Raw genomic sequence first — 24,227 nt, 5'->3', positions numbered from 1 at the left:
GGATGTAACCCCGCGCAAGAGGCCCCGGAGCTCGCCAGCTGGGCCTGCACCGCGCAGGGCGAGGAGTTGATCGGCGCGTGCCTGGCGAGCAGGACTGACGCCGGTCCCTCGCGCAGGCCTGACCCCTATTCTCAGCTCACCGGGTGCGCACGGCGCACCCCAGACCAACAAGGAACACCGTGATGAACGCCGCGATCAAACCCGTGATACCCGCCGCCGAGCGCTGCCAGTCCTACTACACCGCCACCCTCAACGAGGAGACCGACTACCCGACCCTGCAGGGCCAGGTCAGCGTCGACGTGGTGATCATCGGCGGCGGCTTCACCGGCGTGGCCAGCGCGGTGGAGCTGGCCGAGCGCGGGCTCAAGGTGGCTATCGTCGAGACCCACAAGATCGGCTGGGGCGCCACCGGGCGCAACGGCGGCCAGGTCACCGGCAGCCTGTCCGGCGACGAGGCGATGCGCACGCAGATGCGCAACAAGCTGGGCGAAGAAGTCGACGACTTCATCTGGCACCTGCGCTGGCGCGGTCACGAAATCATCAAGAGCCGGGTCGAGAAGTACGGCATCCAGTGCGACCTGCGCCACGGCCACCTGCATGCGGCGATGAAGCCGGTGCACATGGCCGAGCTGGAAGGCTCCTACGCCGAGGCCCAGCGCCGCGGCATGGGCGATGCGGTGACCCTGCTGGACGCCGACGGCGTGCGCGCGCACCTAGGCAGCGACCTGTACCTGGGCGCGCTGAAGAACACCCGCAACATGCACCTGCACCCGCTCAACCTGTGCATCGGCGAGGCCAAGGCCGCCGCCAGCCTGGGCGCGCTGATCTTCGAACATTCCGAGGTGCTGGAAATCGTCCACGGCGCCAACCCGGCGGTGATCACCGCCCAGGGTCGCATCGACGCAAAGCAGGTGCTGCTGGCCGGCGACGTCTACCACAAGCTGGAGCCCAAGCAGCTCAAAGGCAAGATCTTCCCGGCCATGGGCGGCATCGTCACCACCAAGCCGCTGGGCGAGCTGGCCCAGGAACTCAACCCGCACAACCTGGCCGTGTACGACTGCCGCTTCGTGCTGGACTACTACCGCATGACCGCCGACGGCCGCCTGCTGTTCGGGGGCGGCGCCAACTACTCCGGGCGCGACTCGCGGGATATCGCCGGCGAACTGCGCCCGTGCATCGAGCGCACCTTCCCGCAGCTCAAGGGTGTGGACATCGAGTTCCAGTGGAGCTGCGCCATGGGCATCGTGATGAACCGCATCCCGCAGCTGGGCAAGCTGTCGGACAACGTCTGGTACTGCCAGGGCTACTCCGGCCACGGCATCGCCACCACCCACATCATGGGCGAGATCATGGCCAACGCCCTGACCGGCAGCCTCGGCCAGTTCGACACCTTCGCCAGCTGCAAGCACATCAAGGTGCCGCTGGGCGACGTGTTCGGCAACCCGATGCTGGCCGTGGGCATGTGGTACTACGGGCTGCTGGAAAAGCTGCGCTAAGAACCTGTTCACGATCTCCTGTCCGTCGGCCATACCGCGTTAAAAACAGGCTCGGAATGCTCATTTACAGCTCGTAAACTCCGCTTCCTCGCCGTTTTGACCAGCCGGAGGCTGTTACTGGCGTAGCGCCTTGTCTGGCTCTAGTCCAAAAGATCGTGAACAGGTTCTAAGGCGCCATCGCGCCCGGCAGGCTGCGCCGTGCGCACCCTGTCCGGGCTGGCGGCTCAGACCGGCGCGGCCGCCGGCAGCAGGCCCTTGCTGCGCACCAGGGCATCGAACTCGGCGGCCGGCAGGGGGCGGCTGAACAGGTAGCCCTGGGCCTCGTGGCAGCCCATCTGTTGCAGCTGCTGGCGCTGTTCGGCGGTTTCCACGCCTTCGGCGATGGTCAGCATGCCCAGGCTGTGGGCCATGCCGAGAATGGCCTGGACAATGCGCTGGTCGTGGCCGTCGCGGTCGATGTCGTGGACGAAGGACTGGTCGATCTTCAGCTTGTGCACTTCCAGCTGCTTGAGGTAGCTGAGCGAGGAATAGCCGGTGCCGAAGTCGTCGATCGCCAGGCGCACGCCGAGGTTGCGCAGCCGCTGCACCATCTGCACCACGCTGGCCGGCTTGTGCATGGCCACGCTCTCGGTCAGTTCCAGTTCCAGGCAATGGGCCGGCAGGCCGCTGTGGCGGAGCACCTCGCCGATCAGCTCGAACAGCCCGGGGGCGCGGAACTGGGCCATGGACAGGTTGACCGCGACGGTCATCTCCGGCGAGTAGCCCTGCTCCAGCCATTGCTGCATCTGCGCGGCGGCCGTGCGCAGCACCCATTCGCCGATCCGCAGGATCTGCCCGCTGTTCTCGGCGATCGGGATGAACTCGGCCGGGCTGATGAAACCCAGTTGCGGATGCTGCCAGCGCAGCAGGGCCTCGGCGCCGACCAGGCGGCTGCCGTCGATGGACACCTGCGGCTGGTAGTACACCTGCAGCTGGTCCTGGACCAGGGCGTCGCGCAGGGCGCTTTCCAGCAGCAGGATGCGCGCGGACTGCGCCTGCATCTCCTCGGTGAAGAAGGCCAGCTGGTTGCGGCCGTCCTGCTTGGCCCGGTACATGGCGATTTCGGCGTGCCGGGCGAGGGCCTCGAACGTGTTGCCGTCGGTGGGGAACATGGCGATGCCCACCGAGACGTTGACCTTCAGGTTGTTGCCGAGGACCTGGCAGGTCGCGTCGAGCTGTTGTTGCACGCCTTCGGCGAGGTGCGCGGCATCCTGGGCGCTTGCGTAGGGCATGACCAGGATGAACTCGTCGCCGCCCTGGCGCGAAAGGGTGTCCTCGTCGCGCAGCAGGGTCTTGATGCGCTGCGCCACCTCGATCAGCAGGGCGTCGCCGACATGGTGGCCGAGCATGTCGTTGACGTTCTTGAAGTGGTCGAGGTCCATGAACAGCACAGCCAGGGGCTGCTGGTTGCGTTCGCAGAGGCCTAGCGCCTGCTCGACGCGGGAGGCGAACAGGGTGCGGTTGGGCAGGCCGGTGAGGCTGTCGAAGTGCGCCAGGTGTTCGATGTGCTGCTGGTCGTGCAGGCGCTGGCTGATGTCGCGGGCCAGCACCACGAAGTGTGCCTGGGCATCGCGGCCGAGGGTCGATACCGAGAGTTCGTAGCAGCGCATGCCGTCGTCGGCGTCGGGCAGCTGCAGTTGCTGGCCGGTACTGAGGCCCTGGCTGCGCGCTTCCTCAAGGGCGCGGCGGCAGCTGTCGGCGGCGTCCGGCGGCAGCAGCTGAAGCAGGTTGTGGCCCAGCGGCGAGCGCTGCAGGCCGAACAGCGGGCGTTGCTGCGGCGAGTGCACCTGCAGGCAGCGCCCGCTGGCGTCGAGTTCGAAGAGCTGGTCGGGAATCGCCTCGATCACCGCCTGCGAGTGCTTGCGCGTTTCGCTCAGCGCACGGTAGGGCGCGGAGATGGTTTCGACGAACATCACCCGGTACAGCATCAGGTAGGCCAGCACCTTGTACAGGTGGCCACCCAGGTTGTAGAGGTCGGTGGCCGAGGCGTAGCGGGTGAACAGCAGCTCGCTCATGGTCATGATCAGCAGGGCGCAGATCAGCAGCGCCACGTCGAAGCTGGTGCGCCGCCACAGGTTGCGGGCGAGCAGGGCGACGGTGAGCAGGTTGATGGCGATCACCCCGTACTCGGCGGCCAGCTTGAACGGGGTCAGGCCCTGGCCCTCGATGAAGGTGCGCGGCAGCCACTGCGGGTACCAGAGGAACAGGCCGTGCGCCGGCACGATCAGCAGCAACATGCCGAGCATCGGCAGCAGGCGCCAGCTGCCGCCGCTTGCCTGGGGCTCGCCGTCGGCCGGGCGCCAGGGCAGCCAGGCCACCAGCAGCAGGGCGAGGGCCGCCAGGTAGCGCGCCAGCAGCCAGAAGTGGATGCCTTTCTCGACCCCGTTGGGGGTGATGAAGTCGGGCATGCCGCGGTAGGACAGCATGTGGGTGAAGTCGGTCAGGGCCACCCCGAGGAAGGCGCAGGACACCACCAGGATGTTGCGCTGGCGGTGCATGCGGAAGGTGGTCCAGCCGACCGCGAAGATCAGCGCGGAGACCACGATGGACAGGGTTTCCAGCAGCTGGTGCCAGCTCAGGTAGTGACGGCTGTTCGGTACCAGGGGGGCGGCCACTTCGATCAGCAGCAGCCCGGCGAGCATGCACCCCAGCACCATCAGGGCCAGGCGCATCGAGCTGCGATGTTGCGTGTGAATTCCGCTCAATTCTACGATCACGCAGCATTTCCTTGTGGTGACGCAAGTGGCCGGCGCCTTCGCCGGCGTGCGAATAGGAAGGTGATTGTGGCCATTTGATTGATTGCCAGTATTGCTGTCAATCAATCAAGGGTCTAACACCGCGCAATAAAGTTTACCGGCGCGGCGGCGCGAGTGTTGCCGTGGGGTATTGCTCCGCCTAGTCCGTGCCGTGTAGCGGCGCCCGGCACGGCTGTGAACTCCCGGCGGCTTTCGCGTTATCCTGTGCGGCCGTGTGCGCCCCAGGATCCCCCCATGAAACAGCAACTCCTCGAACTCATCACCCTGATCAGCTCCGGCTGCATGACCGACGAGGAGATCGCCCGCATCGCCGACGAGGCCGCGCAGGCCTACGCCGATCCGGCTGCCTTCCTCGCCGCCAACCCGGACATCAACTACGACGACAGCTTCCCCATCCCGCTGGGCGAGTGGGTGGTGGTCGGCAGCCTGCCGGAAACCGTGCTGTTCCAGGGCGACAGCTACGAGGAGCTGCTGCAGCAGATCATCGAATCCTTCGGCCCGGATGTGCCGTTCAACATCAAGCCCAAGCAGCTGGCCAAGGTCGAGCCGCTGAAGGCCCTCAACCGCATCCAGGTGCAGCTCTCCAGCATGTACAAGGAGAAGGGCGGTTACGTGCTGCTCGACTTCAGCGAGCCCCTGGACGATGAGCTGCAGGCGGTGCTGGTGTACACCAGTGACCTACCGCGGGTCATGGAGCTGGCTGTCGCGGTGGGCATCTACGCCGCGCCGGCATACGAGACGCTGAAGGCGGCGCAGCAGGGCTGAGGCGCGGATCAATCCGCTCCCGTGTCGGCGCGGCCTACCGCTGGTCTTCGCAGCCGGCGCTTGGGCTTGCCCTGGCGCTCGAAGCCCTGCATAAGAACAGACTGGCAGCGCCGCTCGCCTGACCCTGCGCCGCCCTGTTCGTCGTGGCCCGGAAGGAGAGCCTGCGCATGCGTCACCCATGGATTGGCCTGGCCGGCCTGCTGCTGGTCGCCAGCTGCGGCACGGACCCGCAACGCGACTATGCCGCGCCGGGGCGCAACTACGACCTGACGCACTGGAAACTGACCCTGCCGGATGCCGACGCCAGCGAGGTCCGCCCCGACGCGCTGCAGGCCGGTTATGCCTCGCGCTACTTCCACCTGGCCGAGAACGGCGCCATGGCCTTCGTCGCCCCGGTGGCCGGCGGCACCACGGAAAACGCCAAGTACCCGCGCGCCGAGCTGCGCGAACTGCTCGATCCGGCGGACGACAGGCGCAACTGGTCCGGCAGCGGCCGGCACCAGCTCAAGGCCAGCTGCCGGGTGATCCAGGCGCCCAGCACGCAGAAGATCATCGTCGGCCAGATCCACGGCTACGATGCCCGCCCGTTGATCAAGCTGCAGTGGCAGAAGGGCCGGCTCAAGGCGCTGATCAAGCACCACCCCGAGGGCGATGACAGCGACCTCAGCCACCTGTTCAGCACCGCGGTGAACAACGACCTGTTTTCCTACAGCATCGCCGTGCACGACGGTGTGCTCAGCGTCGAGGCCAACGGCGAGCGCTTCCAGCACGACTTCTACGCCAGCGACCCAGCCTGGCGCGAGGTGCGTTTCTACTTCAAGGCCGGCGCCTATGTGCAGGACGAGGAGGGCGGCGCCGAGGAACTGGGCGAGGTGCACTTCACCGAGCTGACCGTCCAGCATCAGCCGTAGCGGTAAAAACTGTGCGGCAGCGTTCGCCAGGCTTCGCGGCTGAAGCCGCTCCTACAAGGGCCTGCCTGCCGCACCCGTGACGGGGCCTCAGAGGCTGAAACCGCCGTCGATGGGCATCAGCGCCGGCGCTGGCGCAGCGGGTCGAGCAGCGGCTTGAGGCCGTTGTGGTCAATCTCCTGCATCAGCGCCAGCAGGCGGCCGATCTCGCCCTTGGGGAAACCCGTGCGGGCGAACCAGTTGAGGTAGTGGCCGGGCAGGTCGGCGAGCAGGCGGTCCTTGTACTTGCCGAAGGGCATGGTGCGGGTGACCAGCAGCAGGAGGTCTTCGGGGTTCATCGCGGGCTCGGGATTGAAAGGAGGGGCCTAGGGTATCCGACCCGGCCCCCGGCGATAACCGCAGCCCAGACAAAAAAGCGCAGGGCCCCTGAAGGAGCCCTGCGCTTGGCAGCGGTGAACCGCTTGTCAGCTGCGGATCAGATGGTCGAAGGCGCTCAGCGAGGCCTTGGCCCCTTCGCCCACGGCGATCACGATCTGCTTGTAGGGCACGGTGGTCACGTCGCCGGCGGCGAACACGCCGGGGATGTTGGTGGCGCCCTTGGCGTCGACGATGATCTCGCCGCGCGGGGTCAGCTCCACCACGCCTTTCAGCCAGTCGGAGTTGGGCAGCAGGCCGATCTGCACGAAGATGCCTTCCAGCTCGACGCTGTGCAGCTCGCCGCTGTTGCGGTCCTTGTACACCAGGCCGTTGACCTTCTGTCCGTCGCCTTTGACTTCGGTGGTCAGGGCGCTGGTGATCACCTTGACGTTCGCCAGGCTGTGCAGCTTCTTCTGCAGCACGGCATCGGCGCGCAGCTGGCCGTCGAACTCGATCAGGGTGACCTGGCTGACGATGCCGGCCAGGTCGATGGCCGCTTCCACGCCGGAGTTGCCGCCACCGATCACCGCCACGCGCTTGCCCTTGAACAGCGGGCCGTCGCAGTGCGGGCAGAAGCACACGCCCTTGGCCTTGTACTCCTGCTCGCCGGGTACGCCCATCTCGCGCCAGCGGGCGCCGGTGGAAAGGATCAGGGTCTTGGCCTTGAGGCTGGCGCCGCTGTCGAACTTCACTTCATGCAGGCCGCCGGCGCTGCTGGCCGGCACCAGGGCGCTGGCGCGCTGCAGGTTCATGATGTCGACTTCGTACTCGCGCACGTGTTCTTCCAGGGCGCGGACCAGTTTCGGCCCTTCGGTTTCCTTCACCGAGATGAAGTTCTCGATGGCCATGGTGTCGAGCACCTGGCCGCCGAAGCGCTCGGCGGCGATGGCGGTGCGGATGCCCTTGCGTGCCGCATAGATGGCTGCCGCAGCGCCGGCCGGGCCGCCGCCGATGACCAGCACGTCGAAGGCCTCCTTGGCGCTCATCTTCTCGGCGTCGCGGTTGGCCGCGCCGGTGTCGATCTTGGCGAGGATTTCCTTCACTTCCATGCGGCCGGAGGCGAACACCTCGCCGTTCAGGTAGATGCTCGGCACGGCCATGATCTGGCGGCGCTCGACTTCTTCCTGGAACAGCGCGCCGTCGATCGACACGTTGCGGATGTTGGGGTTGAGCACGGCCATCAGGTTGAGCGCCTGGACCACGTCCGGGCAGTTCTGGCAGGACAGCGAGAAATAGGTTTCGAACTCGAACCTGCCTTCGATGGCCTTGATCTGGGCGATGGTCTCGGCGTCCAGCTTGGACGGGTGGCCGCCGACCTGCAGCAGGGCCAGCACCAGCGAGGTGAACTCGTGGCCCATGGGGATGCCGGCGAAGCTCAGGCCGATATCGGCGCCCGGGCGAACCAGGGCGAAGGACGGACGGCGGGCGTCGTTGCCGTCGGTCCTGAGGGTGATCTTGTCGGTCAGGCCGACGATGTCCTTGAGCAGTCCGAGCAGCTCCTGGGACTTTTCGCCGTCATCGAGGGAAGCGACGATCTCGAACGGCTGAGTGACCTTCTCGAGGTAGGCCTGCAACTGGGTTTTAAGCGTGGCATCCAACATGACGGAGTTCCTTTTATACAAATTGCGGACAAACAAACGCCCGGGCGGATCGCGCCCGGGCGTTCGGGCGCCTGCGGAAGCCGGGTAAGGCTTCGTGAGGCGGAAAATGGGATGGAGCGTGCTGACAGCCTTGGCGCAGCAGCTCTAGGCCATTTTTAGATTTTGCCGACCAGGTCCAGGGACGGAGCCAGGGTCTTCTCGCCTTCTTTCCACTTGGCCGGGCAAACCTGACCCGGGTTGGCGGCGGTGTACTGGGCAGCTTTCAGCTTGCGCAGGGTTTCCGACACGTCACGGGCGATTTCGTTGGAGTGGATCTCGACGGTCTTGATCACGCCTTCCGGGTTGATCACGAAGGTACCGCGCAGGGCCAGGCCTTCTTCTTCGATGTGCACGCCGAAAGCGCGGGTCAGCTGGTGGGTCGGGTCACCGATCAGCGGGAACTGGGCCTTGCCGACGGCCGGGGAAGTCTCGTGCCAGACCTTGTGCGAGAAGTGGGTGTCGGTGGTGACGATGTACACCTCGGTACCGGCCTTCTGGAACTCGGCGTAGTTGTTGGCGGCGTCTTCGATCTCGGTCGGGCAGTTGAAGGTGAAGGCTGCCGGCATGAAGATCAGCACCGACCACTTGCCCTTCAGGGACTGCTCGGTGACTTCGATGAATTCGCCGTTGTGGAAAGCGTTGGCTTTGAAAGGCTGAACTTGGGTGTTGATGAGGTTCATCAGTGAACTCCTTCAGGGGGTTGGTAATTTGATGGGGGCCATCCTAACGGCATTGGCCCGATTCTCTTAATTGATTGAGGGCATGGCAACGATTGCTTTGGCCTATATCTTAGGCTGGGGCGCGGCCCAAGTGTGGCAGAAAACTGTGGCAGTTCATGGCATGGCGGGCGTGCGGGGTCAGCTGGTGGCCTGCAATTGCGGGTTCTGCTGGCGGTACTGCTCGAAAATGAACTGGCGGATGCGCTCGCCGTGCTCGCCATCCTCGAACTGCAGGCTGTAGGCCACTCGCTGGCCACTGGCCTGGCGGATGCGCCGGGCGCTGACCTGCAGCGGTTCCTGCTTCGGCAGGGGCAGCCAGAGGACGAAGTCATCCGGCAGCGCGGCCTTGCCACGCCGTCCGACCAGCAGGCTGTCGGGTGCAAGCTCGTGCACGCGCAGGTCGGTGGCCGCACCAGTGTGATCCAGCAGGGCCAGCGGCTTCTTCAGCGCCAGGCGCCAGGGGCGGCGGGTCGCCCCGTCTTCGTAGATATCCGGCGCGCCGAGTTCCAGTTGCAGGCTGTGCCGCTCGTCCTCCACCAGATGCAGCGGGAAGGACATGTGGTAGTTGTCCAGGTGCGCTTCCAGGTTGAGCCGGGCATGCTGGCCCAGGCGGCTGAGCAGGGTGTCGGCCAGGGCGCCGCCCTCGACCTTGACGGCGGATGTGTGCAGCGGCTTGCCGATCAGCTGGCTGCTGAAGATCTGGCGGATGAAGTCCAGCTCTTCGCTGGATAGGACATTGTGCTCGGACATGCTGCCCTCCGTGGGGCATGGACTACTTTGTCGCAAGCAAGAATCACACCCTGCCGCCCGCCTGCTCCGGGCGGATCGCTATCGGCCCCGGGCAAGGCGTGTCGACAGGCGCCAAGGCGGCCTGGCTGGAGTCAGCCGGAAGCCTTGAGTGCTGCGAGCTCATCCTTGAGACGGCTGACCTCGGCCTCAAGTTCCCGAACCCGCTCTTTGGCCTGCACTTCTTCGCTGACATCCTTCTGGATACCAATATAGTAGGTCAGCTGGTCGCCTTCGTTGAACACCGGGGTGATCGACAGTTCGTTCCAGAAGGCGCTGCCATCCTTGCGGTAGTTGCGGATGATCTGCCTGCACGGCTGGTGGTTGCGCACGGCCTCGCGGATGGCGGTCAGGCCGGCCTGCTGGCGGTCGCTGCCCTGCAGGAAGCGACAGTCCTGGTAGAGGATGTCGTCGCTGCTGTAGCCGGTCAGGCGCTCGAAGGCGGCGTTGGCGTAGATCAGGATGTTGTCGTCGCCCTCCTGCTCGGCCACCACGATGCCGTCGTTGGACGCATTCACCACCAGTTGCAACAGTTTCGCATTGATCATCGCGCAAGTTCCCCATCCGTATCCGCTGCATTCTATGGCATCCCGGGAGGCTGTCCACTTGCGGCATAATGCCCGGCGTTTATCAGCATGTTTCGGAGTTCTGCATGAAAGTCGCCATTCTGTCCGGCTCGGTCTACGGCGCCGCCGAAGAAGTTGCCCGTCGCGCCGTCGAGTTGCTCAATGCCGCCGGTTTCGAGGCCTGGCACAAGGCCGGGGCCAGCCTGGCTGAGGTGCAGGCCTTCGCCCCCGAGGCGCTGCTGGCGGTGACCTCGACCACCGGCATGGGCGAGCTGCCGGGCAACCTGCAGGGCTTCTACTACGAGACCCGTGACGTTTTCCCGGCCTGGAGCGGCAAGCCCTTTGCCGTGCTGGCCCTCGGCGATTCCAGCTACGACACCTTCTGCGGTGGCGGCGAACTGATGCGCGAGCTGTTCGCCGAGCTGGGCATGCGCGAGGCGCTGCCGATGCTGCGTCTGGATGCCAGCGAAAGCGTGACCCCGGAAGACGACGCGCAGCCCTGGCTGGGCGAGCTGATCGCGGCCCTGCGCACCTGATGCACCCGCGCGCCGCCGAGCTGATCCGCGAGCTGCAGCTGGTCGCCCATCCGGAGGGCGGCTATTACCGCCGCCTGTTCACCTCGGCGCAGCTGCTGGCCGATGGCCGCGCGGCATCCAGCGCGATCCTCTTCCTGCTGCCGGCCGGCGCGGTCAGCCGCTGGCACCGGGTGGATGCCGACGAGCTGTGGCACTTCCACGAGGGCGAGCCGCTGCAGCTGCTGAGCGCAGAGACCCCGCAGCAGGTGCGGGTCGAGCGCCTGGGCCCGGTGGCGGCGGGGCAGTTGCCGCAACGGGTGGTGCCGGCGCATGCCTGGCAGGCGGCGCGCAGCCTCGGCGCCTTCAGCCTGGTCGGCTGCACGGTGGCGCCGGAGTTCCGTTTCGAGGGTTTCCGCCTGCTCGCCGATGATGTGCAGGCCCAGCAGGACTGGCCGCTGCTGGCGCGCGACTATCCAGAGCTGCTGTGACCGCCAGGGGCTGCTCCCGTTTCCTTCGCGGCCGTGCACGAGTCGGAAACAGGCTCCAGGGCCACTAAGCTGGCCTGCAAGGCGACTAGCCGGCCACTCGGCGAGCGCTAGACTCCTCGGCACCACAACTCGCCGAGGATTGCCCGATGACCGCTGCCCCAGCCCTGCCTCAACTGAATGTGCGCGATCAGGTTTCCACCGCCGAGTGGCAGACCCGCGTCGACCTGGCCGCCTGCTACCGGCTGATCGCCCTGTACGGCTGGGATGACCTGATCTTCACCCACATCTCGGCCAAGGTGCCCGGCACCGAAGACTTCCTGATCAACCCCTACGGCCTGATGTTCCACGAAATCACCGCCTCCAGCCTGGTCAAGGTCGATCTGGGCGGCAAGAAGTTGATGGACAGCCCCTTCGACATCAACCCGGCCGGCTACACCATCCACAGTGCGGTACACGAGGTGCGCCACGATGCCGCCTGCGTGCTGCATATCCACACCCCGGCGGGCATCGCCGTGTCCGCGCAGAAGCAGGGCCTGCTGCCGCTGTCGCAGCAGTCGCTGTTCGTCCTCGCCAGCCTGGCCTACCACGGCTACGAGGGCGTGGCCCTGAACCATGACGAGAAGGCCCGCCTGCAGGCCGACCTGGGTGACAAGAACTTCATGATCCTGCCCAACCACGGCCTGCTCACCGCCGGCGGCAGCATCGCCGACACCTTCCTGATGATGTTCATCCTGCAGCGCGCCTGCGAGATCCAGGTCATGGCGCAGAGCGGCGGCGCCGAGCTGATCCATATCCCGCAGCAGATCCTCGCGGGCGCCAAGGCCATGGTCGCCGGGGTGATGAAGAGCCCGCAGGGCATGGGCGGCGCACTGCCCTGGCCGGCCCTGCTGCGCAAGCTCGATCAGCAGATGCCGGGCTACGCCGCATGACGGCGCTACCCGGTATCGCCCTGGATGAATGGCGGGCGCAGGGGCAGGGCTTTACCTTCAAGGGCCACGCCATCCGCTACTGGGTGGCAGGGGCGGCGGATGCCGAGCCGCTGCTGCTGATCCATGGCTTCCCCACCGCCAGCTGGGACTGGCACTACCTGTGGCAGGCGCTGGCACAGCGCTACCGGGTGATCGCCTGCGACATGCTCGGCTTCGGCTACTCGGCCAAGCCGCGCGGGCATGTCTATAGTCTGCTGGAACAGGCCGACCTGCAGCAGGCGCTGCTGGCCCAGCTGGGCATCGGCGGCCCCGTTCATGTGCTGGCCCACGACTACGGCGACAGCGTGGCCCAGGAGCTGCTGGCGCGGCACCACGAGGGGCGCATCCGGCTGGCCAGCTGCGTGTTCCTCAATGGCGGGCTGTTTCCGGAAACCCATCGCCCGGTGCTGATGCAGAAGTTGCTGCTCAGCCCGCTGGGGCCGCTGCTTGGCAGGTTGTTCTCGCGCAGCAAGCTGAAGGCCAACCTGAACAGGGTGTTCGGCCCGCACACCCCGCCCAGCGAAGCGGAGCTGGACGCCTTCTGGAGCCTGATCGCGCACAACGACGGCCCGGCGGTTATGCACCGGCTGATTCGCTACATGCCCGAGCGCCGCCAGCAGCGCGAACGCTGGGTGGCGGCCATGCAAAAGGGTGGGGTACCGCTGCGGGTGATCGATGGCGCGCTCGACCCGATTTCCGGGGCGCACATGGTGGCGCGCTACCGCGAGCTGATTGCGAACGCCGACACCGTGTTGCTGGAGCAGATCGGCCACTATCCGCAGACCGAGGCACCCGCAGAGGTGCTCGCCCACTATCTGCAGTTCCGTGAATGGCTGGAGGCCAAAACATGCAGCGACGTACTGTCTTGAAGGGAGCCGCCATGGGCGGTGCAGCGGTACTGGGGGCGGGATTCTGGGCGTTGCCCACGGGCGTCGCACCGGCCGCCCTGACGCTGGAGGGCGCGCAGCAGACGCTGGTCGCGCTGGCCAGCCGCGAACTGAGCAGCCTCAGGGGCTGGAGCCCGAGCGAGGTGTTCAACCACTGCGCGCAGAGCGTCGAGTACTCCATGGATGGCTACCCGCAGCTGAAACCGGCCTGGTTTCGCCACAGCGTCGGGCCGCTGGCCTTCAGCGTGTTCAGCGCCCGCGGTGCGATGCGCCACCCCCTCGATGAAGTGATTCCCGGCGCCGCCCCCCTGCTCGAACCGGCCAGCACCCTGGCCGCCATCGCCCGCCTGCAGGCGGCGCTGCTGCGCTTTGCCGCTCATGCCGGCGAGCTGCAGCCGCACTTCGCCTACGGTGCTCTCAGCCATGCGGAATACACCCAGGCCCACGTGCTGCACCTGTACAACCACCTGAGCCTGATACGGGTAGCGGATCAATCCGCCTGATCTTCGGGTGCTGTGATTATCCCGCTGTCTTATTGCCCACCATTCAGTCGTGCGGCAGATGATTGCCGAGTGCCAGCACCTGCTGGACACTCGAGGCCTTTTCCACCTGCCGAGGTAGCTGTTTCATGAGCGAAGCCATCCGTTTCGAAGACAAGGTCGTGATCGTCACCGGCGCCGGTGGCGGCCTCGGTCGGGCCCACGCGCTGCTGTTCGCCAAGCATGGCGCGCGGGTGGTGGTCAACGACCTGGGCGGCAGCACCCACGGCGAGGGCGCCAACGCCTCGGCGGCGGACAAGGTGGTGGCCGAGATCAAGGCCTTCGGTGGTACCGCGATCGCCAACCACGACTCGGTGACCGATGGCGACAAGATCGTGCAAAACGCCCTGGACAGCTTCGGCCGCGTCGACGTGCTGGTGAACAACGCCGGCATCCTGCGCGACAAGTCCTTCCACAAGATGGAGGACGCCGACTGGGACCTGGTCTACAAGGTCCATGTCGAAGGCTCCTACAAGGTCACCCGCGCCGCCTGGGCGCACCTGCGCGAGCAGAACTACGGGCGGGTGATCTTCACCGCCTCCACCTCGGGCATCTACGGCAACTTCGGCCAGAGCAACTACGGCATGGCCAAGCTCGGCCTGTACGGCCTGACCCGCACCCTGGCCATCGAAGGGCGCAAGAACAACATCCTGGTCAACGCCATCGCCCCCACCGGCGGCACGCGCATGACCGAGGGCCTGATCCCGCCGCAGGTGTTCGAGCAGCTCAAGCCCGAGCTGGTCAGCCCGTTGGTGGTGTACCTGGGCAGCGAGCAGTGCCAGGACACCTCCGGCCTGTACGAAGTGGGCGGTGGCTGGATCGGCAAGGTGCGCTGGGAGCGCAGCCTGGGCGCCGGTTTCGACCCCAAGGCCGGCTTCAGCCCGGAGGACGTGGCGGCCAGCTGGAAGCAGATCGGCGACTTCAGCGGTGCGGTGCACCCGGACGACAACGTCACCGCCCTGCGCGAGATGATGGCCAACCTGCAGAAGTTCGCCGGCTGAGGCGAGCGCAAGGCGGGTTGGATGGGCGCAAAGGCCGGCAGTGATGCCGGCCTTTTGCATGGGCGCGAGGTTCAGGCAGGCCTGGCCATCGCGGGAGAGAAGCGGTGAGACCCGCGCCGGGGCCCAGCGCTTCAGCGCGGGAGCGGGCCGGCACGGGGATTTCGGCAAACCGCAGGCCTGATTGCCCTGGATCGGACTGCGGTCAATTCCCAGGGGCAGTTGCCGCTTCGCTCACGGCTCGCGAACGAAGCGGCAGCAGACCCTAGCGTGCTTGCAGCTTGAAGTTATCGTCCGAGGGTTCCTTGGTGTAGGCCCCCTGGTCATGCACCAGCTTCTGCGTGCCGTTCATCAGGGTGGTGATGCGGCTGTCCGAGGTCTTGGCCGAGGCGGCCTGGTTGCTGGTGCCGGTAATCAGCGGTGGATTGAAGCTGTAGGACCAGAGGTAATGCCAGACCGCGGCATTGTGCTTCTCGGTGATCTGCGTGGCATTGAAGTACCAGGGCTTGAGCTCGCTGAAGGCGGTCATGTTCATCAGCCCGGGGTTGGCATCGCCGATGAAGATGGTGCTGGTGACCGGCGAGGAACGGTAGGCCTCGAAAATGATCCCCTTACCCTTCAGCTCGCTGACATAGGTGCGGCTGACCGCGCCGGTCCACTGGTTGCCGAGCCAGCTCTTCGCGTTGTTCGAGTAGAAGGGGTCGAGCAGGGCCACGCGCTTGGGCAGCAGCTTGCTGTTGAGGGTGCCGGCCGTGACCGCATCACTGATCTTCTTGCTCAGGACGATGGCCACCTGGTTGCCCAGGGAGTGGCCGAGGATGCGGATGTTGCTGCCGCTGTAGCCGGCCATATTGTCCTTGTAGCTCTTGAACAGCAGGTCGCCGACCGTCTGGCTCGGGCCGCTGGCATACACCCCGCTGCTGTTGCGCCAGCGCATGGCGCGTGGGCCAGTGGCGCTCCAGATCTTGGCTTCGGCATCGGTCACCTCGCCCTCGTCGGCGAACTGGTTCCAGTACAGCACGCCGACGTTGTAGCCCGCCCGCAGCCAGGCATCGGCCAGGTCCAGGGCCGGACCGCCGGCGCCCTCGCGGTTGAAGGTCTCGCGGTCCTTGCGCACGGTGGTGCCGTTCTGCCAACCATGGATATAGATCACTGTGGGTTTGCTGGCGCCGTAGTAGGCGTTGCTCTGCCCCGGTACGGCTTTCTGCCAGGTGTCGCCATAGCCGAACCAGTACAGACCGTAGTCGAGGTTGTTGAAGGTGGAGTCGGGGAAGACGCCGGGGGCGGCGTGTAACAGCGAGGAAAAGCACAGCAGGCACAGCAATATGAGCTTGCGCATCGTGGACGTCCCTAATGTTGTTATTGTGTTGGGGCGTGCCAATTAGGCAGAGAGTTCACGGGGTTGTCCAGACCCCGTCAGTGCAGCGCCGGGGTGCGCCCCAGCTCGCGCAGGCGCTGGCCCAGGCGTAGCCGCTCGGGTTCGTCGTCGCACAGTAGCAGGGCGCGCTCCAGATCGAAGCGCTCGGCCTGCGGGCAGTCCAGCTCGCGGTAGATGGCCGCGCGCAGCAGGTGGTCGGCGGCATTGGGGGGCGCCAGCAGGAGGATGCGCTCGGCGTCCTTGAGCGCGGCCAGGTGCTCGCCGGCGGCGCCATGCAGGTGGCACAGGTTGCGCGACAGGCGCAGCAGCAGGGCCTGGGCGTCACAGCTCAGCAGATGGCCGGCGTTCAGTTCGGCCGTCGGCCCGGCGACGCGCAGCAGCAGTTCGCGGCAGTCGCGGGTATACAGGCGGCGGCCGTTGCACGGGTCGAGCAGGTGGTCGGCGCCGGGCACGCGCAGCAGCAGGTGGCCGGGGAAATTCACTGCCTGCAGCGGGATGTCCAGTTGGCGGGCCAGCTCCAGGGCGATCAGCGCCAGTGACAGGGGCTGGCCGCGGCGGCGTTGCAGCACCCGGTGCAACAGGGCGGCCTGGGGCCGGGTGGGCAGGTCGTCGTCTGCGTGGAAGTCCAGCTCGCCCAGGCGGCGCAGCAGCGGCTGGGCCAGTTCGGCGGCGGGCAGGTGCGGCAAGCCGGCGGCCACCAGCTGGCGCAGGTTGGCGAAATCGCGCAGGACCTGGGCCGGCTGCAGCTGGGAATCATGCTCGGCGGCGATATGCAGCGCCGCCTCGAACAGCGCGGGCGGCTGCGCGTGCAGGCAGTCGAGCCAGGCCGGACGTGAGGTCATCGTGGTCTCCTGAAACGGCGAGCCGTATGCCTAGCTTGTAGCGCGCGGTGTCAGACTCGTCCAGTCGGCAGGCAGACCCCGCGGCTTCAGGCGTAGACGCGCTGACCGCGATACATGCGCACGGTGCCGCGCGGCGTTTCGCCGGTCGCGGCGGCGGCTGCCACAGGCGGTTCGTCGGCCAGCGCCTGGCCGCGGTATTGCCGGGCCGGGGCGCTGGGCTCGGCCGCGCTCTGGAAGTCGCTGAGTTCGGCCAGGCGAATGCCAAGGTTGCGGGTGTCCTGGTCGGCGGAGCGCAGGCAGGCCATCAGCATGGCTTCCACGGCGTCCGCCTGATTGAGGTGGATATCCACGGCGAGTTCATCGCGCAAGCGCCGGCGCAGCGCCTGCATGCAATCCAGTACGGCCTTGTTCAGTTCCATGCCCGTTCCCCCTAGCAGTTGAAGCGTGCCCACCGGCAGGTGCCGGCGGGCGTCTGCGCGTTGCCACGCCTGGACTTTTGCAAGCGCCGTACCAGAAAGCCCGAGCCGCGAACTGTGCGGCCTTTCACAGGTCTATGGCTGCGCAGCCGCCCATCACTGGTGCGCCTTGCACTCCTCTGGCGCGACGCTGAAGCCCAGCCGACTAACCGGTATACTTCCGGCTCTGTTTCTTGCCGCCGTGCTTTCCCTGAAGGTTTACCCATGCGCAACGATGCCCGCGACGAACTCGACCATATTCCCAGCCTGACCGCCGGAGGGCGTAATCAGGACGATTTCGCGCCGGTGCACGCGGCGCCCGCCGACCATGTCCAGCCCCACCACGGGCGTGGCCAGGCTGCGCCGGCCAAGTCTTCCGGCGGCACCGGCGCGCTGTGGGCGCTGGTCGGCGCCCTGGCCATCGCCCTGGGCGCGCTCAGCTGGTGGAGCCTGCAGCAGATCTCGCTGATGGAGCAGCAACTGGTGGCGACCCAGGAGAGCTTCGTCAAGATCAGCGAGGATGCCGCCGGGCGCATCCAGGACATCTCCGGCAAGGTGGTGGCCACCGAATCCAGCGTCACCACCGACAGCGAGCAGCTCAAGCTGCGGGTCAAGCAGCTGGAGAACAAGCTGGCCGAGCTGAGCAAGTCGCAGCAGAACGTGGCCGGCCAGCAGAGCGGCCAGGGCAAGCGCATCGAGCAGCTGGCCACCGAGCTGAAGAGCCAGAAGAGCGCCGCCGGCCAGTTCGGCAGCCAGCTGGACAAGCTGGCCAGCGAGCAGAAGGCCGGCCTGGCCGGAGTCGGCCAGCTGGAAGGCCAGCTCAAGAGCCTGAGCGGCGATGTCGAGGCGCTGAAGAAGCAGGGCAACCCGAACCAGGCCATCGGCCGTCTGGAGCAGGACCTGCTGGTGCTGCGCAGCGAACTGGACAACCGTCCGGCGCCGACTCAGAACAACGCCGAGTTCGACGCCTTCCGCGCGCAGATGACCCGCAACATCAGCACCCTGCAGGCTCAGGTGCAGAACCTGCAGCAGCAGATCAACGCCCGCTAAGTGTTCGCTGCATGAAAAAGCCCCGCTATTGCGGGGCTTTTTCGTTTCAGCGGTGCGTTACAGGCTTGGGTAGTCGATATAGCCCGCCGCGCCCTGGGCGTAGAACAGCTCCGGACGCGCTTCGTTCAGCGGCGCGTCGCTGGTCAGGCGCTCGACCAGGTCCGGGTTGGCGATATAGGGCACGCCAAACGCCACCGCATCGGCCTTGCCCTCGGCCAGCCAGGTGTTGGCCTGGGCCTTGGTGAAGCGCTCGTTGGCAATGAACACGCCGCCGAAGGCCTCCTTGAGCTGCGGGGTCAGGCTGTCATCGTCGATCCGCTCGCGGGCGCAGATAAAGGCGATCTGGCGCTTGCCCAGTTCGCGCGCCACGTAGCCGAAGGTCTCGGCACGGTTGCTATCGCCCATGTCGTGCAGGTCTGCACGCGGCGACAGGTGCACGCCGACGCGGCCGGGTTCCCAGACGCCGAGCACCGCATCGGTGACTTCCAGCAGCAGGCGGGCGCGGTTCTCCAGGCTGCCACCGTACTGGTCGCTGCGCTGGTTGGTGCTGTCCTGGAGGAACTGGTCGAGCAGGTAACCGTTGGCCGCGTGGATTTCCACGCCGTCGAAACCGGCGGCCTTGGCGTTCTCCGCGCCGCTGCGGTAGGCCTCGACGATCTCGGCGATTTCCTCGGTTTCCAGGGCGCGTGGGGTGACGAAGTCCTTGATCGGCCGCACCAGGCTGACATGCCCGGCCGGTTTGATCGCGCTAGGCGCCACCGGCAGTTCACCTTCCAGGTACAGCGGATCGGAGATGCGTCCGACGTGCCACAGCTGCAGGACGATGCGCCCGCCGTGGGCATGCACGGCACTGGTCACGTTGTGCCAGCCACGCACCTGGTCGTCCGACCAGATGCCGGGGGTGTCCGGGTAGCCGACGCCCATCGGCGTGACCGAGGTGGCCTCGCTGATGATCAGCCCGGCCGAGGCGCGTTGCACGTAGTACTCGGCCATCAGCGCGTTGGGCACGCGGCCGGCGTCGGCGCGGCAACGGGTCAGCGGGGCCATGATGATGCGGTTCGGCAGTTCGAGGTCGCCGATCTGGATGGGGTCGAAGAGTGTGGGCATGGGTTGGATCTCCGCGGGTGGGTCAGTTGGGGACGGCGATGGCAGCGCCAGAGGCGTTGCCGACAGAGAAGGTCAGCAGGGTGGCGAACAGGGCCAGGCCGGCCAGCACGGCGGCGGCCAGCGGCACGCTGGTCAGGCCCAGGCCCTGGCTGATGACTAGGCCACCGACCCAGGCGCCGAGGGCGTTGCCCAGGTTGAAGGCGCCGATATTCAGGGTCGAAACCAGGTTGGGGGCGGCCTGGCCGAAGGTCATCACGTTGATCTGCAGCGCCGGCACGGCGGCGAAGGCGGCGGTGGCCCAGAGGAACAGGGTGATCTGCCCCGGGACCAGCGCCTGGCTGGTCCAGCTGAACAGGCTGGAGAGCAGCGCCAGGGCGATGAACACACCGCACAGGGTGGTCGCCAGGCGCCAGTCGGCCAGCTTGCCGCCGAGCAGGTTGCCCAGGGTCAGGCCGAGGCCGATCAGCAACAGGCTCCAGGTGATGCCGCTGGGCGACACGCCGGTGACCTCGCCGAGCAACGGGGCGATGTAGGTGAACAGGGCGAACACCGCGGCGGAGAACAGCACGGTGGTCGACAGCGCCAGCCAGAAGCCGAGGCCACGCAGGGCCGCCAGCTCGCTGCGCAGATCGGCCGGCTGTTCGTCGCGCTTGGCCGGCAGCACCCGCCACAGACCGATCAGGGCCAGCACACCGATGACCGTCACCGCCCAGAAGGTCGAGCGCCAGCCGGCGTATTGGCCAAGTGCGGTGCCCAGCGGTACGCCGAGCACGTTGGCCAGGGTCAGGCCGGTGAACATCAGCGCCACCGCCGAAGCCTTGCGGTTTTCCGGCACCAGGCTGGCGGCGACCACCGAGCCTATGCCGAAGAAGGCGCCATGGCAGAGGGCGGTAACCACCCGGGCAATCATCAGCAGTTCGTAGTCGCTGGCCGTGGCGCACAGCAGGTTGCCGAGGATGAAGATACCCATCAGCGCCAGCAGGGCGGCCTTGCGCGGCCAGTTGGAAGTGACCATGGCCATGAACGGCGCACCGATGGCCACGCCGAGGGCGTAGCCGGTGACCAGCCAGCCGGCGCCGGGAATGCTCACGCCGAGATCAAGGGCCACCTCCGGCAGCAGACCCATGATGACGAATTCCGTGGTGCCGATGGCAAATGCGGACAAAGCGAGGACGAGAAGCGAAAGCGGCATGGGCCGGCTCCTGAAACGGGGTGAACGGATTGGCCTGGCGGGGCAGGCTGGGTGTTTAGAGTTGAGTGCTGAAGTCTTTCAGGAAGGCCTGAATGACCTCCTCGTTGCGCTTGAAGAAACTCCACTGGCCGACCTTGCGGCAGGTCACCAGGTTGGCCCGCTGTAGGGTGGCGAGGTGGGCCGACACGCTCGACTGCGACAGGCCGCAGCGTTCGAACTTGCCGGCGCATACGCCGAATTCCAGCGGGTGTTCCTGGTCGGCGAAATGCTTCTGCGGCTCCTTCAGCCACTGCAGAATCTCCCGGCGTACGGGATGGGCCAGGGCCTTGATGATTTCGTCGAGGTCGAGCGGGGTATCCATGGCGCGGGTTACCGGTATATCGAGATGGAACGAACTCTATATCGGCTTGGTCCGATATGGGGATCGTTTGCGCCGATACTGATTATCGACAGGGCTGATAGGTTGGGGCCTACAAGAATCGGCTGGCGTCTATGTAGGGTGCGCCGTGCGCACCGGAGTGCCCGTAGGTGGCTGGTGGTGCGCGCGGCGCACCCTACGAGAGATCGTAAACAGATCCTAGGTCTCCGCTACCGGCACAAAATCCGCCTTCACCCGTACCGCACAGTCGGGGCAGGTGAAATCCTCCGGCAGTTCCTCCCAGGTGGTGCCCGGCGCATAGCCCTCATGGGGTTCGCCGTGGCGCTCGTCATAGCGGTAGCCGCACTCCGGGCACTGGTACTGGCTCATGCCGCATGTTCCCGCAGGCCGTAGCGCCGCATCAGCTGCTCGCGCAGGCCGGGCTGGAAGTTGATCCGCGCGGCATCGCCGTGCACCGCCGCCAGCAGGCGCGGGTTCATCACGTGGAACCACAGCGGCGGGCAGTAGGCCAGCAGGTACATGCCAAAGTAGCCGCTGGGCAGGCGTGGCAGGTCGGGAAAGTTGCGCAGCGACTGATAGCGCCGGGTCGGGTGGGCGTGGTGGTCGGAATGCCGCTGCAGGTGGAACAGCGCCCAGTTGGAGAACAGGTGGTTGCTGTTCCACGAATGCTGCGGCTGGCAGATCTCGTAGCGGCCGTTGTCCAGCTTACGCCGCAGCAGGCCGTAGTGTTCCAGGTAGTTGGCCGAGGTCAGCTGGAAACCGCCCCAGAACGCGGTGAGCAGCAGGTAGGGCAGCAGCGCCAGGCCGAACACGGCGAGCAGCCCGCCATACAGGGCCAGGCTGATCAGCGCCGGTTGCAGCACCTCGTTGTCCAGGCTCCACACCGACTTGTTGCAGCGCGCCAGGCGCTCCTGCTCCAGTTGCCAGGCGCGGCGGTAGCCACCGGGCATCTCGCGCAGGAGGAAGCGGTAGATGTGTTCGCCCATGCGCGAGGAGGCCGGGTCCGCCGGCGTGGCCACGTCGCGGTGATGGCCGCGGTTGTGTTCGACGAAGAAGTGCCCGTAGCAGCACAGGGCCAGGGCCAGCTTGCCCAGCCAGCGCTCCAGTTCGGTTTTCTTGTGGCCCATTTCGTGGCCCAGGTTGATGGCGAAACCCAGGCCGCCACCGGTGGAGATGATCATCGCCAGCACGCCGTACCAGGGCAGCGCCTGGGTGGCGACGAACGTGGCATTGAGGATGAAACCCAGCCACAGCAGCGGCACCAGCAGGTAGGTGATCCAGCGGTAGTAGGCATCGGCTTCCAGGCCCGGCACCGCTTCTTCCGGTGGGTTGCTCGGGTCCTCGCCGATCAGCGCATCGAGCAGCGGGATGCCGAAATAGAAGAACAGCGGCGACAGCCACAGCCAGAACACGTTGGCCGAAACCAGCAGGTACAGCGCCGGGCCGATCAGGCCGAGGCTGGGCACGAACAGCGACATCAGCCACAGATGGCGCTTGCGGTCACGATAGGGCAGGGCGGGGTGCAGGATATCCATGTTGTGCTCTCCGAGGTTCTTTGACCTGTAGCCAGCATGCGCCGGGTTGGCCAAGGGCAGAACCGTTGAGTTGGGCAATAAATCGTCATATGGTGACAACATTAGCCCTCGCCGGAGTGTCCCATGCAGCCCAGCGTTTCTCCGCTGCAGCCCTGCCTGCATCCCATCTATGCCCGCCTGCTGTGCGCCGGCCTGCGGCAGCGCGGCTTCAGCGAGGCGCAGATAGTCGAGGGCACCGGGCTGGACTGGGCGCACCTGCATGCCGACAACCGGCGCCTGAGCTTCGCCCAGGTGCAACGGCTGGTGCGCCGCGCCCTGCAGCTCACCGACTGTCCCTGGCTGGGCCTGCAGATCGGTTGCGCCATTCAGGTGTCTGCCCACGGGCCGGTGGGCTATGCGGCGGTGGCCTGTGCCGACCTACGCAGCGTGTTGCAGGTGATCGAGCGCTTCAGCGTGCTGCGCCTGAGCAGCCTGCGCCTGACCGGCTATCAGGAAGGCGACCGCTACTGCCTGCGGGCCGACGAGGAGTTCGATCTGGGCGATGTGCGCGAGCACATCCTGGCGACCATCGCCGGCACCTTCCTGCGTCTGCTGGAGGCGGTCTGCGGCGCGTTGCCGGTGGGCGAGCTGCGTTTCACCTTCCCCTTCGCCGAGCCGCCCTGGGGCGCGCACTACCGCGAGCTGCTCGGTCCCGGCGTGGAGTTTTCTGCCGACTGCTACAGCGTCAGCCTGCCGTTGGCGTGGCTGGACCGGCCGAGCCTGAGCGCCGACCCGCAGGCCGCACGCATCGCCCTGCGCGACTGCGAGCACCAGCTGCTCGACGTGCGCGAGGGCGGCGACTGGACCACCCGCGTGCAGCTGCGTCTGCTGGCCTGCGAGGGACGCTACCCGACCCTGGAGCAACTGGCCGAGGAATTCCACCTGTCCGAACGCACCCTGATCCGTCGCCTGCGCGATGAAGGCGGCAGCTACCAGCAACTGCTCGACGAGGTGCGCCAGGAGCTGGCTTGCTGGCTGCTGCTGAACACCCCGCTGAGCGTCGAGGCGGTGGCCGAGCGCCTGGGCTATCAGGACAGCAGCAACTTCAGCCGCACCTTCCGTCGTTGGCTGGGGATGACGCCCAATGCCTGGCGCAATGGCCAGCTCGCTGTGCCCGCCCGATGAACTACCTGGCGCATCTGCATCTGGGCGGCGACCAGCCCGAACAGCTGCTGGGCAGCCTGTATGGCGACTTCGTCAAAGGTCGGCTGGAAGGGCGCTTTCCGCCAGAGATCGAGGCCGCCATCCGTCTGCACCGGCGCATCGACGCCTTCACCGACAGCCACCCGCTGACTGCGCAAGCCCGCGCGCGCTTCCCGGCCGAGCGGCGGCGTACTTCGGGGATTCTCCTCGACCTGTTCTTCGACCATTGCCTGGCCCGGCACTGGCACGACTACGCCGCCGAACCGTTGCCGCAGTTCACCGCGCGGGTCTATGCCGTATTGGCCGAACAGCCTGAGTTGCCGCCGCGCCTGGCCCATATCGCCCCGCGCATGGCGCAGCAGGACTGGCTGGGCAGCTACCGCGATTTCGCCGTGCTGGAACAGGTGCTGTGGGGCATGAGCCGGCGCCTGTCGCGCCCGCAATTGCTGGACGGCGCGATGATCGAGCTGGAGCGGCTGTACCTGCCGTTGCAGGAGGATTTTCGCGCCTTCTATCCCGAGCTGCGGCGCTTTGCCGAGGGCACTCTGCTTCGCGGCGCTGGCGACTGACGGGCCTGCCGTGCGCACCGAGGCCGGCGCGGGGTTGCAGGCATCGTAGGG

The 24,227-nt window shown here is 66.7% G+C and carries 26 protein-coding genes; 12 read left to right on the top strand and 14 right to left on the bottom strand.

Annotated elements, in window-relative coordinates; genetic code table 11:
• Positions 1 to 182: 182 nt before the first annotated feature.
• The gene (locus tag F3I62_RS04680) at positions 183 to 1,496 is read left to right on the top strand and encodes an FAD-binding oxidoreductase (RefSeq protein ID WP_160488530.1); all 1,314 of its coding nucleotides are present in this window, start codon (positions 183 to 185) and stop codon (positions 1,494 to 1,496) included.
• Between the two features lie 224 nt (positions 1,497 to 1,720).
• On the opposite strand, the gene F3I62_RS04675 is transcribed toward F3I62_RS04680, so the two are convergent.
• Positions 1,721 to 4,252, bottom strand: coding sequence for an EAL domain-containing protein (locus F3I62_RS04675; RefSeq protein WP_218572740.1), 2,532 nt, complete (start codon positions 4,250 to 4,252; stop codon positions 1,721 to 1,723).
• A gap of 273 nt (positions 4,253 to 4,525) precedes the next feature.
• Here F3I62_RS04675 and F3I62_RS04670 point away from each other — a divergent pair, with 273 nt between their 5' ends.
• On the top strand, positions 4,526 to 5,056 hold the full coding sequence (locus F3I62_RS04670; RefSeq protein WP_160488529.1) for a hypothetical protein: 531 nt from the start codon (positions 4,526 to 4,528) through the stop codon (positions 5,054 to 5,056).
• A gap of 167 nt (positions 5,057 to 5,223) precedes the next feature.
• A complete protein-coding gene (locus F3I62_RS04665; protein ID WP_160488528.1) occupies positions 5,224 to 5,967 on the top strand; it encodes a polysaccharide lyase family 7 protein in 744 nt (247 codons plus the stop codon).
• 116 nt (positions 5,968 to 6,083) lie between these two features.
• Here F3I62_RS04665 and F3I62_RS04660 read toward each other — a convergent pair whose 3' ends face one another.
• The 5 genes from F3I62_RS04660 to F3I62_RS04640 form a co-directional block, all read right to left on the bottom strand.
• Positions 6,084 to 6,302, bottom strand: a complete 219-nt coding sequence (locus F3I62_RS04660) for a DUF3820 family protein (protein ID WP_160488527.1) — start codon at positions 6,300 to 6,302, stop codon at positions 6,084 to 6,086.
• A 126-nt stretch (positions 6,303 to 6,428) separates the two neighbouring features.
• The gene (gene ahpF, locus F3I62_RS04655; RefSeq protein ID WP_160488526.1) at positions 6,429 to 7,982 is read right to left on the bottom strand and encodes an alkyl hydroperoxide reductase subunit F; all 1,554 of its coding nucleotides are present in this window, start codon (positions 7,980 to 7,982) and stop codon (positions 6,429 to 6,431) included.
• 155 nt (positions 7,983 to 8,137) lie between these two features.
• A complete protein-coding gene (ahpC, locus tag F3I62_RS04650; RefSeq protein ID WP_160488525.1) occupies positions 8,138 to 8,701 on the bottom strand; it encodes an alkyl hydroperoxide reductase subunit C in 564 nt (187 codons plus the stop codon).
• Positions 8,702 to 8,878: 177 nt separating this feature from the next.
• On the bottom strand, positions 8,879 to 9,490 hold the full coding sequence (locus F3I62_RS04645) for a PilZ domain-containing protein (RefSeq protein WP_160488524.1): 612 nt from the start codon (positions 9,488 to 9,490) through the stop codon (positions 8,879 to 8,881).
• A 131-nt stretch (positions 9,491 to 9,621) separates the two neighbouring features.
• Positions 9,622 to 10,074 carry a PAS domain-containing protein gene (locus F3I62_RS04640; protein WP_160488523.1) on the bottom strand — a complete coding sequence of 151 codons (453 nt, stop codon included), beginning with the start codon at positions 10,072 to 10,074 and terminating at the stop codon, positions 9,622 to 9,624.
• Between the two features lie 104 nt (positions 10,075 to 10,178).
• Between F3I62_RS04640 and F3I62_RS04635 the strand changes: the two genes are divergently transcribed.
• The 6 genes from F3I62_RS04635 (at position 10,179) to F3I62_RS04610 (ending at position 14,490) form a co-directional block, all read left to right on the top strand.
• On the top strand, positions 10,179 to 10,628 hold the full coding sequence (locus tag F3I62_RS04635) for a flavodoxin (RefSeq protein ID WP_160488522.1): 450 nt from the start codon (positions 10,179 to 10,181) through the stop codon (positions 10,626 to 10,628).
• Complete coding sequence (locus tag F3I62_RS04630) at positions 10,628 to 11,095, top strand: cupin domain-containing protein (RefSeq protein ID WP_160488521.1); 468 nt, start codon at positions 10,628 to 10,630, stop codon at positions 11,093 to 11,095. Before F3I62_RS04635 ends, F3I62_RS04630 begins: the two co-directional genes overlap by 1 nt.
• Before the next feature lie 146 nt (positions 11,096 to 11,241).
• Positions 11,242 to 12,024, top strand: coding sequence for a class II aldolase/adducin family protein (locus F3I62_RS04625; protein ID WP_160488520.1), 783 nt, complete (start codon positions 11,242 to 11,244; stop codon positions 12,022 to 12,024).
• Positions 12,021 to 12,932, top strand: coding sequence for an alpha/beta fold hydrolase (locus F3I62_RS04620; protein WP_160488519.1), 912 nt, complete (start codon positions 12,021 to 12,023; stop codon positions 12,930 to 12,932). Before F3I62_RS04625 ends, F3I62_RS04620 begins: the two co-directional genes overlap by 4 nt.
• Complete coding sequence (locus F3I62_RS04615; RefSeq protein WP_160488518.1) at positions 12,911 to 13,453, top strand: DUF1569 domain-containing protein; 543 nt, start codon at positions 12,911 to 12,913, stop codon at positions 13,451 to 13,453. Before F3I62_RS04620 ends, F3I62_RS04615 begins: the two co-directional genes overlap by 22 nt.
• A gap of 125 nt (positions 13,454 to 13,578) precedes the next feature.
• Positions 13,579 to 14,490: an SDR family oxidoreductase gene (locus tag F3I62_RS04610; protein ID WP_160488517.1), complete on the top strand. Its 912-nt coding sequence runs from the start codon at positions 13,579 to 13,581 to the stop codon at positions 14,488 to 14,490.
• Positions 14,491 to 14,752: 262 nt separating this feature from the next.
• Here the strand turns inward: F3I62_RS04610 and F3I62_RS04605 are convergent, their stop codons facing one another.
• The 3 genes from F3I62_RS04605 to F3I62_RS04595 form a co-directional block, all read right to left on the bottom strand.
• Positions 14,753 to 15,826, bottom strand: a complete 1,074-nt coding sequence (locus F3I62_RS04605; RefSeq protein ID WP_160488516.1) for a hypothetical protein — start codon at positions 15,824 to 15,826, stop codon at positions 14,753 to 14,755.
• A 77-nt stretch (positions 15,827 to 15,903) separates the two neighbouring features.
• Positions 15,904 to 16,707 carry a SirB1 family protein gene (locus F3I62_RS04600; RefSeq protein WP_160488515.1) on the bottom strand — a complete coding sequence of 268 codons (804 nt, stop codon included), beginning with the start codon at positions 16,705 to 16,707 and terminating at the stop codon, positions 15,904 to 15,906.
• 86 nt (positions 16,708 to 16,793) lie between these two features.
• Positions 16,794 to 17,126, bottom strand: a complete 333-nt coding sequence (locus F3I62_RS04595) for a hypothetical protein (RefSeq protein ID WP_160488514.1) — start codon at positions 17,124 to 17,126, stop codon at positions 16,794 to 16,796.
• Between the two features lie 261 nt (positions 17,127 to 17,387).
• On the opposite strand from F3I62_RS04595, the gene F3I62_RS04590 reads away from it, so the two are divergent.
• A complete protein-coding gene (locus F3I62_RS04590; protein ID WP_160488513.1) occupies positions 17,388 to 18,212 on the top strand; it encodes an ATPase in 825 nt (274 codons plus the stop codon).
• Positions 18,213 to 18,269: 57 nt separating this feature from the next.
• On the opposite strand, the gene F3I62_RS04585 is transcribed toward F3I62_RS04590, so the two are convergent.
• The 5 genes from F3I62_RS04585 to F3I62_RS04565 all read right to left on the bottom strand — a co-directional run bounded on the left by F3I62_RS04585 (position 18,270) and on the right by F3I62_RS04565 (position 22,425).
• Entirely contained in the window at positions 18,270 to 19,319 is a 1,050-nt protein-coding gene (locus tag F3I62_RS04585) for an alkene reductase (protein WP_160488512.1), read from the bottom strand.
• 22 nt (positions 19,320 to 19,341) lie between these two features.
• Positions 19,342 to 20,511: an MFS transporter gene (locus F3I62_RS04580; protein WP_160488511.1), complete on the bottom strand. Its 1,170-nt coding sequence runs from the start codon at positions 20,509 to 20,511 to the stop codon at positions 19,342 to 19,344.
• Positions 20,512 to 20,566: 55 nt separating this feature from the next.
• On the bottom strand, positions 20,567 to 20,872 hold the full coding sequence (locus F3I62_RS04575) for a helix-turn-helix transcriptional regulator (protein WP_160488510.1): 306 nt from the start codon (positions 20,870 to 20,872) through the stop codon (positions 20,567 to 20,569).
• 216 nt (positions 20,873 to 21,088) lie between these two features.
• A complete protein-coding gene (locus tag F3I62_RS04570; RefSeq protein ID WP_160488509.1) occupies positions 21,089 to 21,259 on the bottom strand; it encodes a rubredoxin in 171 nt (56 codons plus the stop codon).
• Positions 21,256 to 22,425 (bottom strand): alkane 1-monooxygenase, encoded by a 1,170-nt coding sequence (locus F3I62_RS04565; RefSeq protein ID WP_160488508.1) that lies wholly within the window; start codon positions 22,423 to 22,425, stop codon positions 21,256 to 21,258. The genes F3I62_RS04570 and F3I62_RS04565 overlap by 4 nt, the downstream gene beginning before the upstream one ends.
• Before the next feature lie 123 nt (positions 22,426 to 22,548).
• Here F3I62_RS04565 and F3I62_RS04560 point away from each other — a divergent pair, with 123 nt between their 5' ends.
• A complete protein-coding gene (locus tag F3I62_RS04560; RefSeq protein WP_160488507.1) occupies positions 22,549 to 23,589 on the top strand; it encodes an AraC family transcriptional regulator in 1,041 nt (346 codons plus the stop codon).
• Positions 23,586 to 24,176, top strand: coding sequence for an ACP phosphodiesterase (locus F3I62_RS04555; RefSeq protein WP_160488506.1), 591 nt, complete (start codon positions 23,586 to 23,588; stop codon positions 24,174 to 24,176). The genes F3I62_RS04560 and F3I62_RS04555 overlap by 4 nt, the downstream gene beginning before the upstream one ends.
• Positions 24,177 to 24,227 lie beyond the last annotated feature (51 nt).

The organism is Pseudomonas sp. R-28-1W-6 (genome assembly GCF_009799925.1).
Classification (GTDB): domain Bacteria; phylum Pseudomonadota; class Gammaproteobacteria; order Pseudomonadales; family Pseudomonadaceae; genus Aquipseudomonas.
Note: the sequence above shows the minus strand (reverse complement) of the source record. Positions and strands in the feature narration are given on the sequence as shown.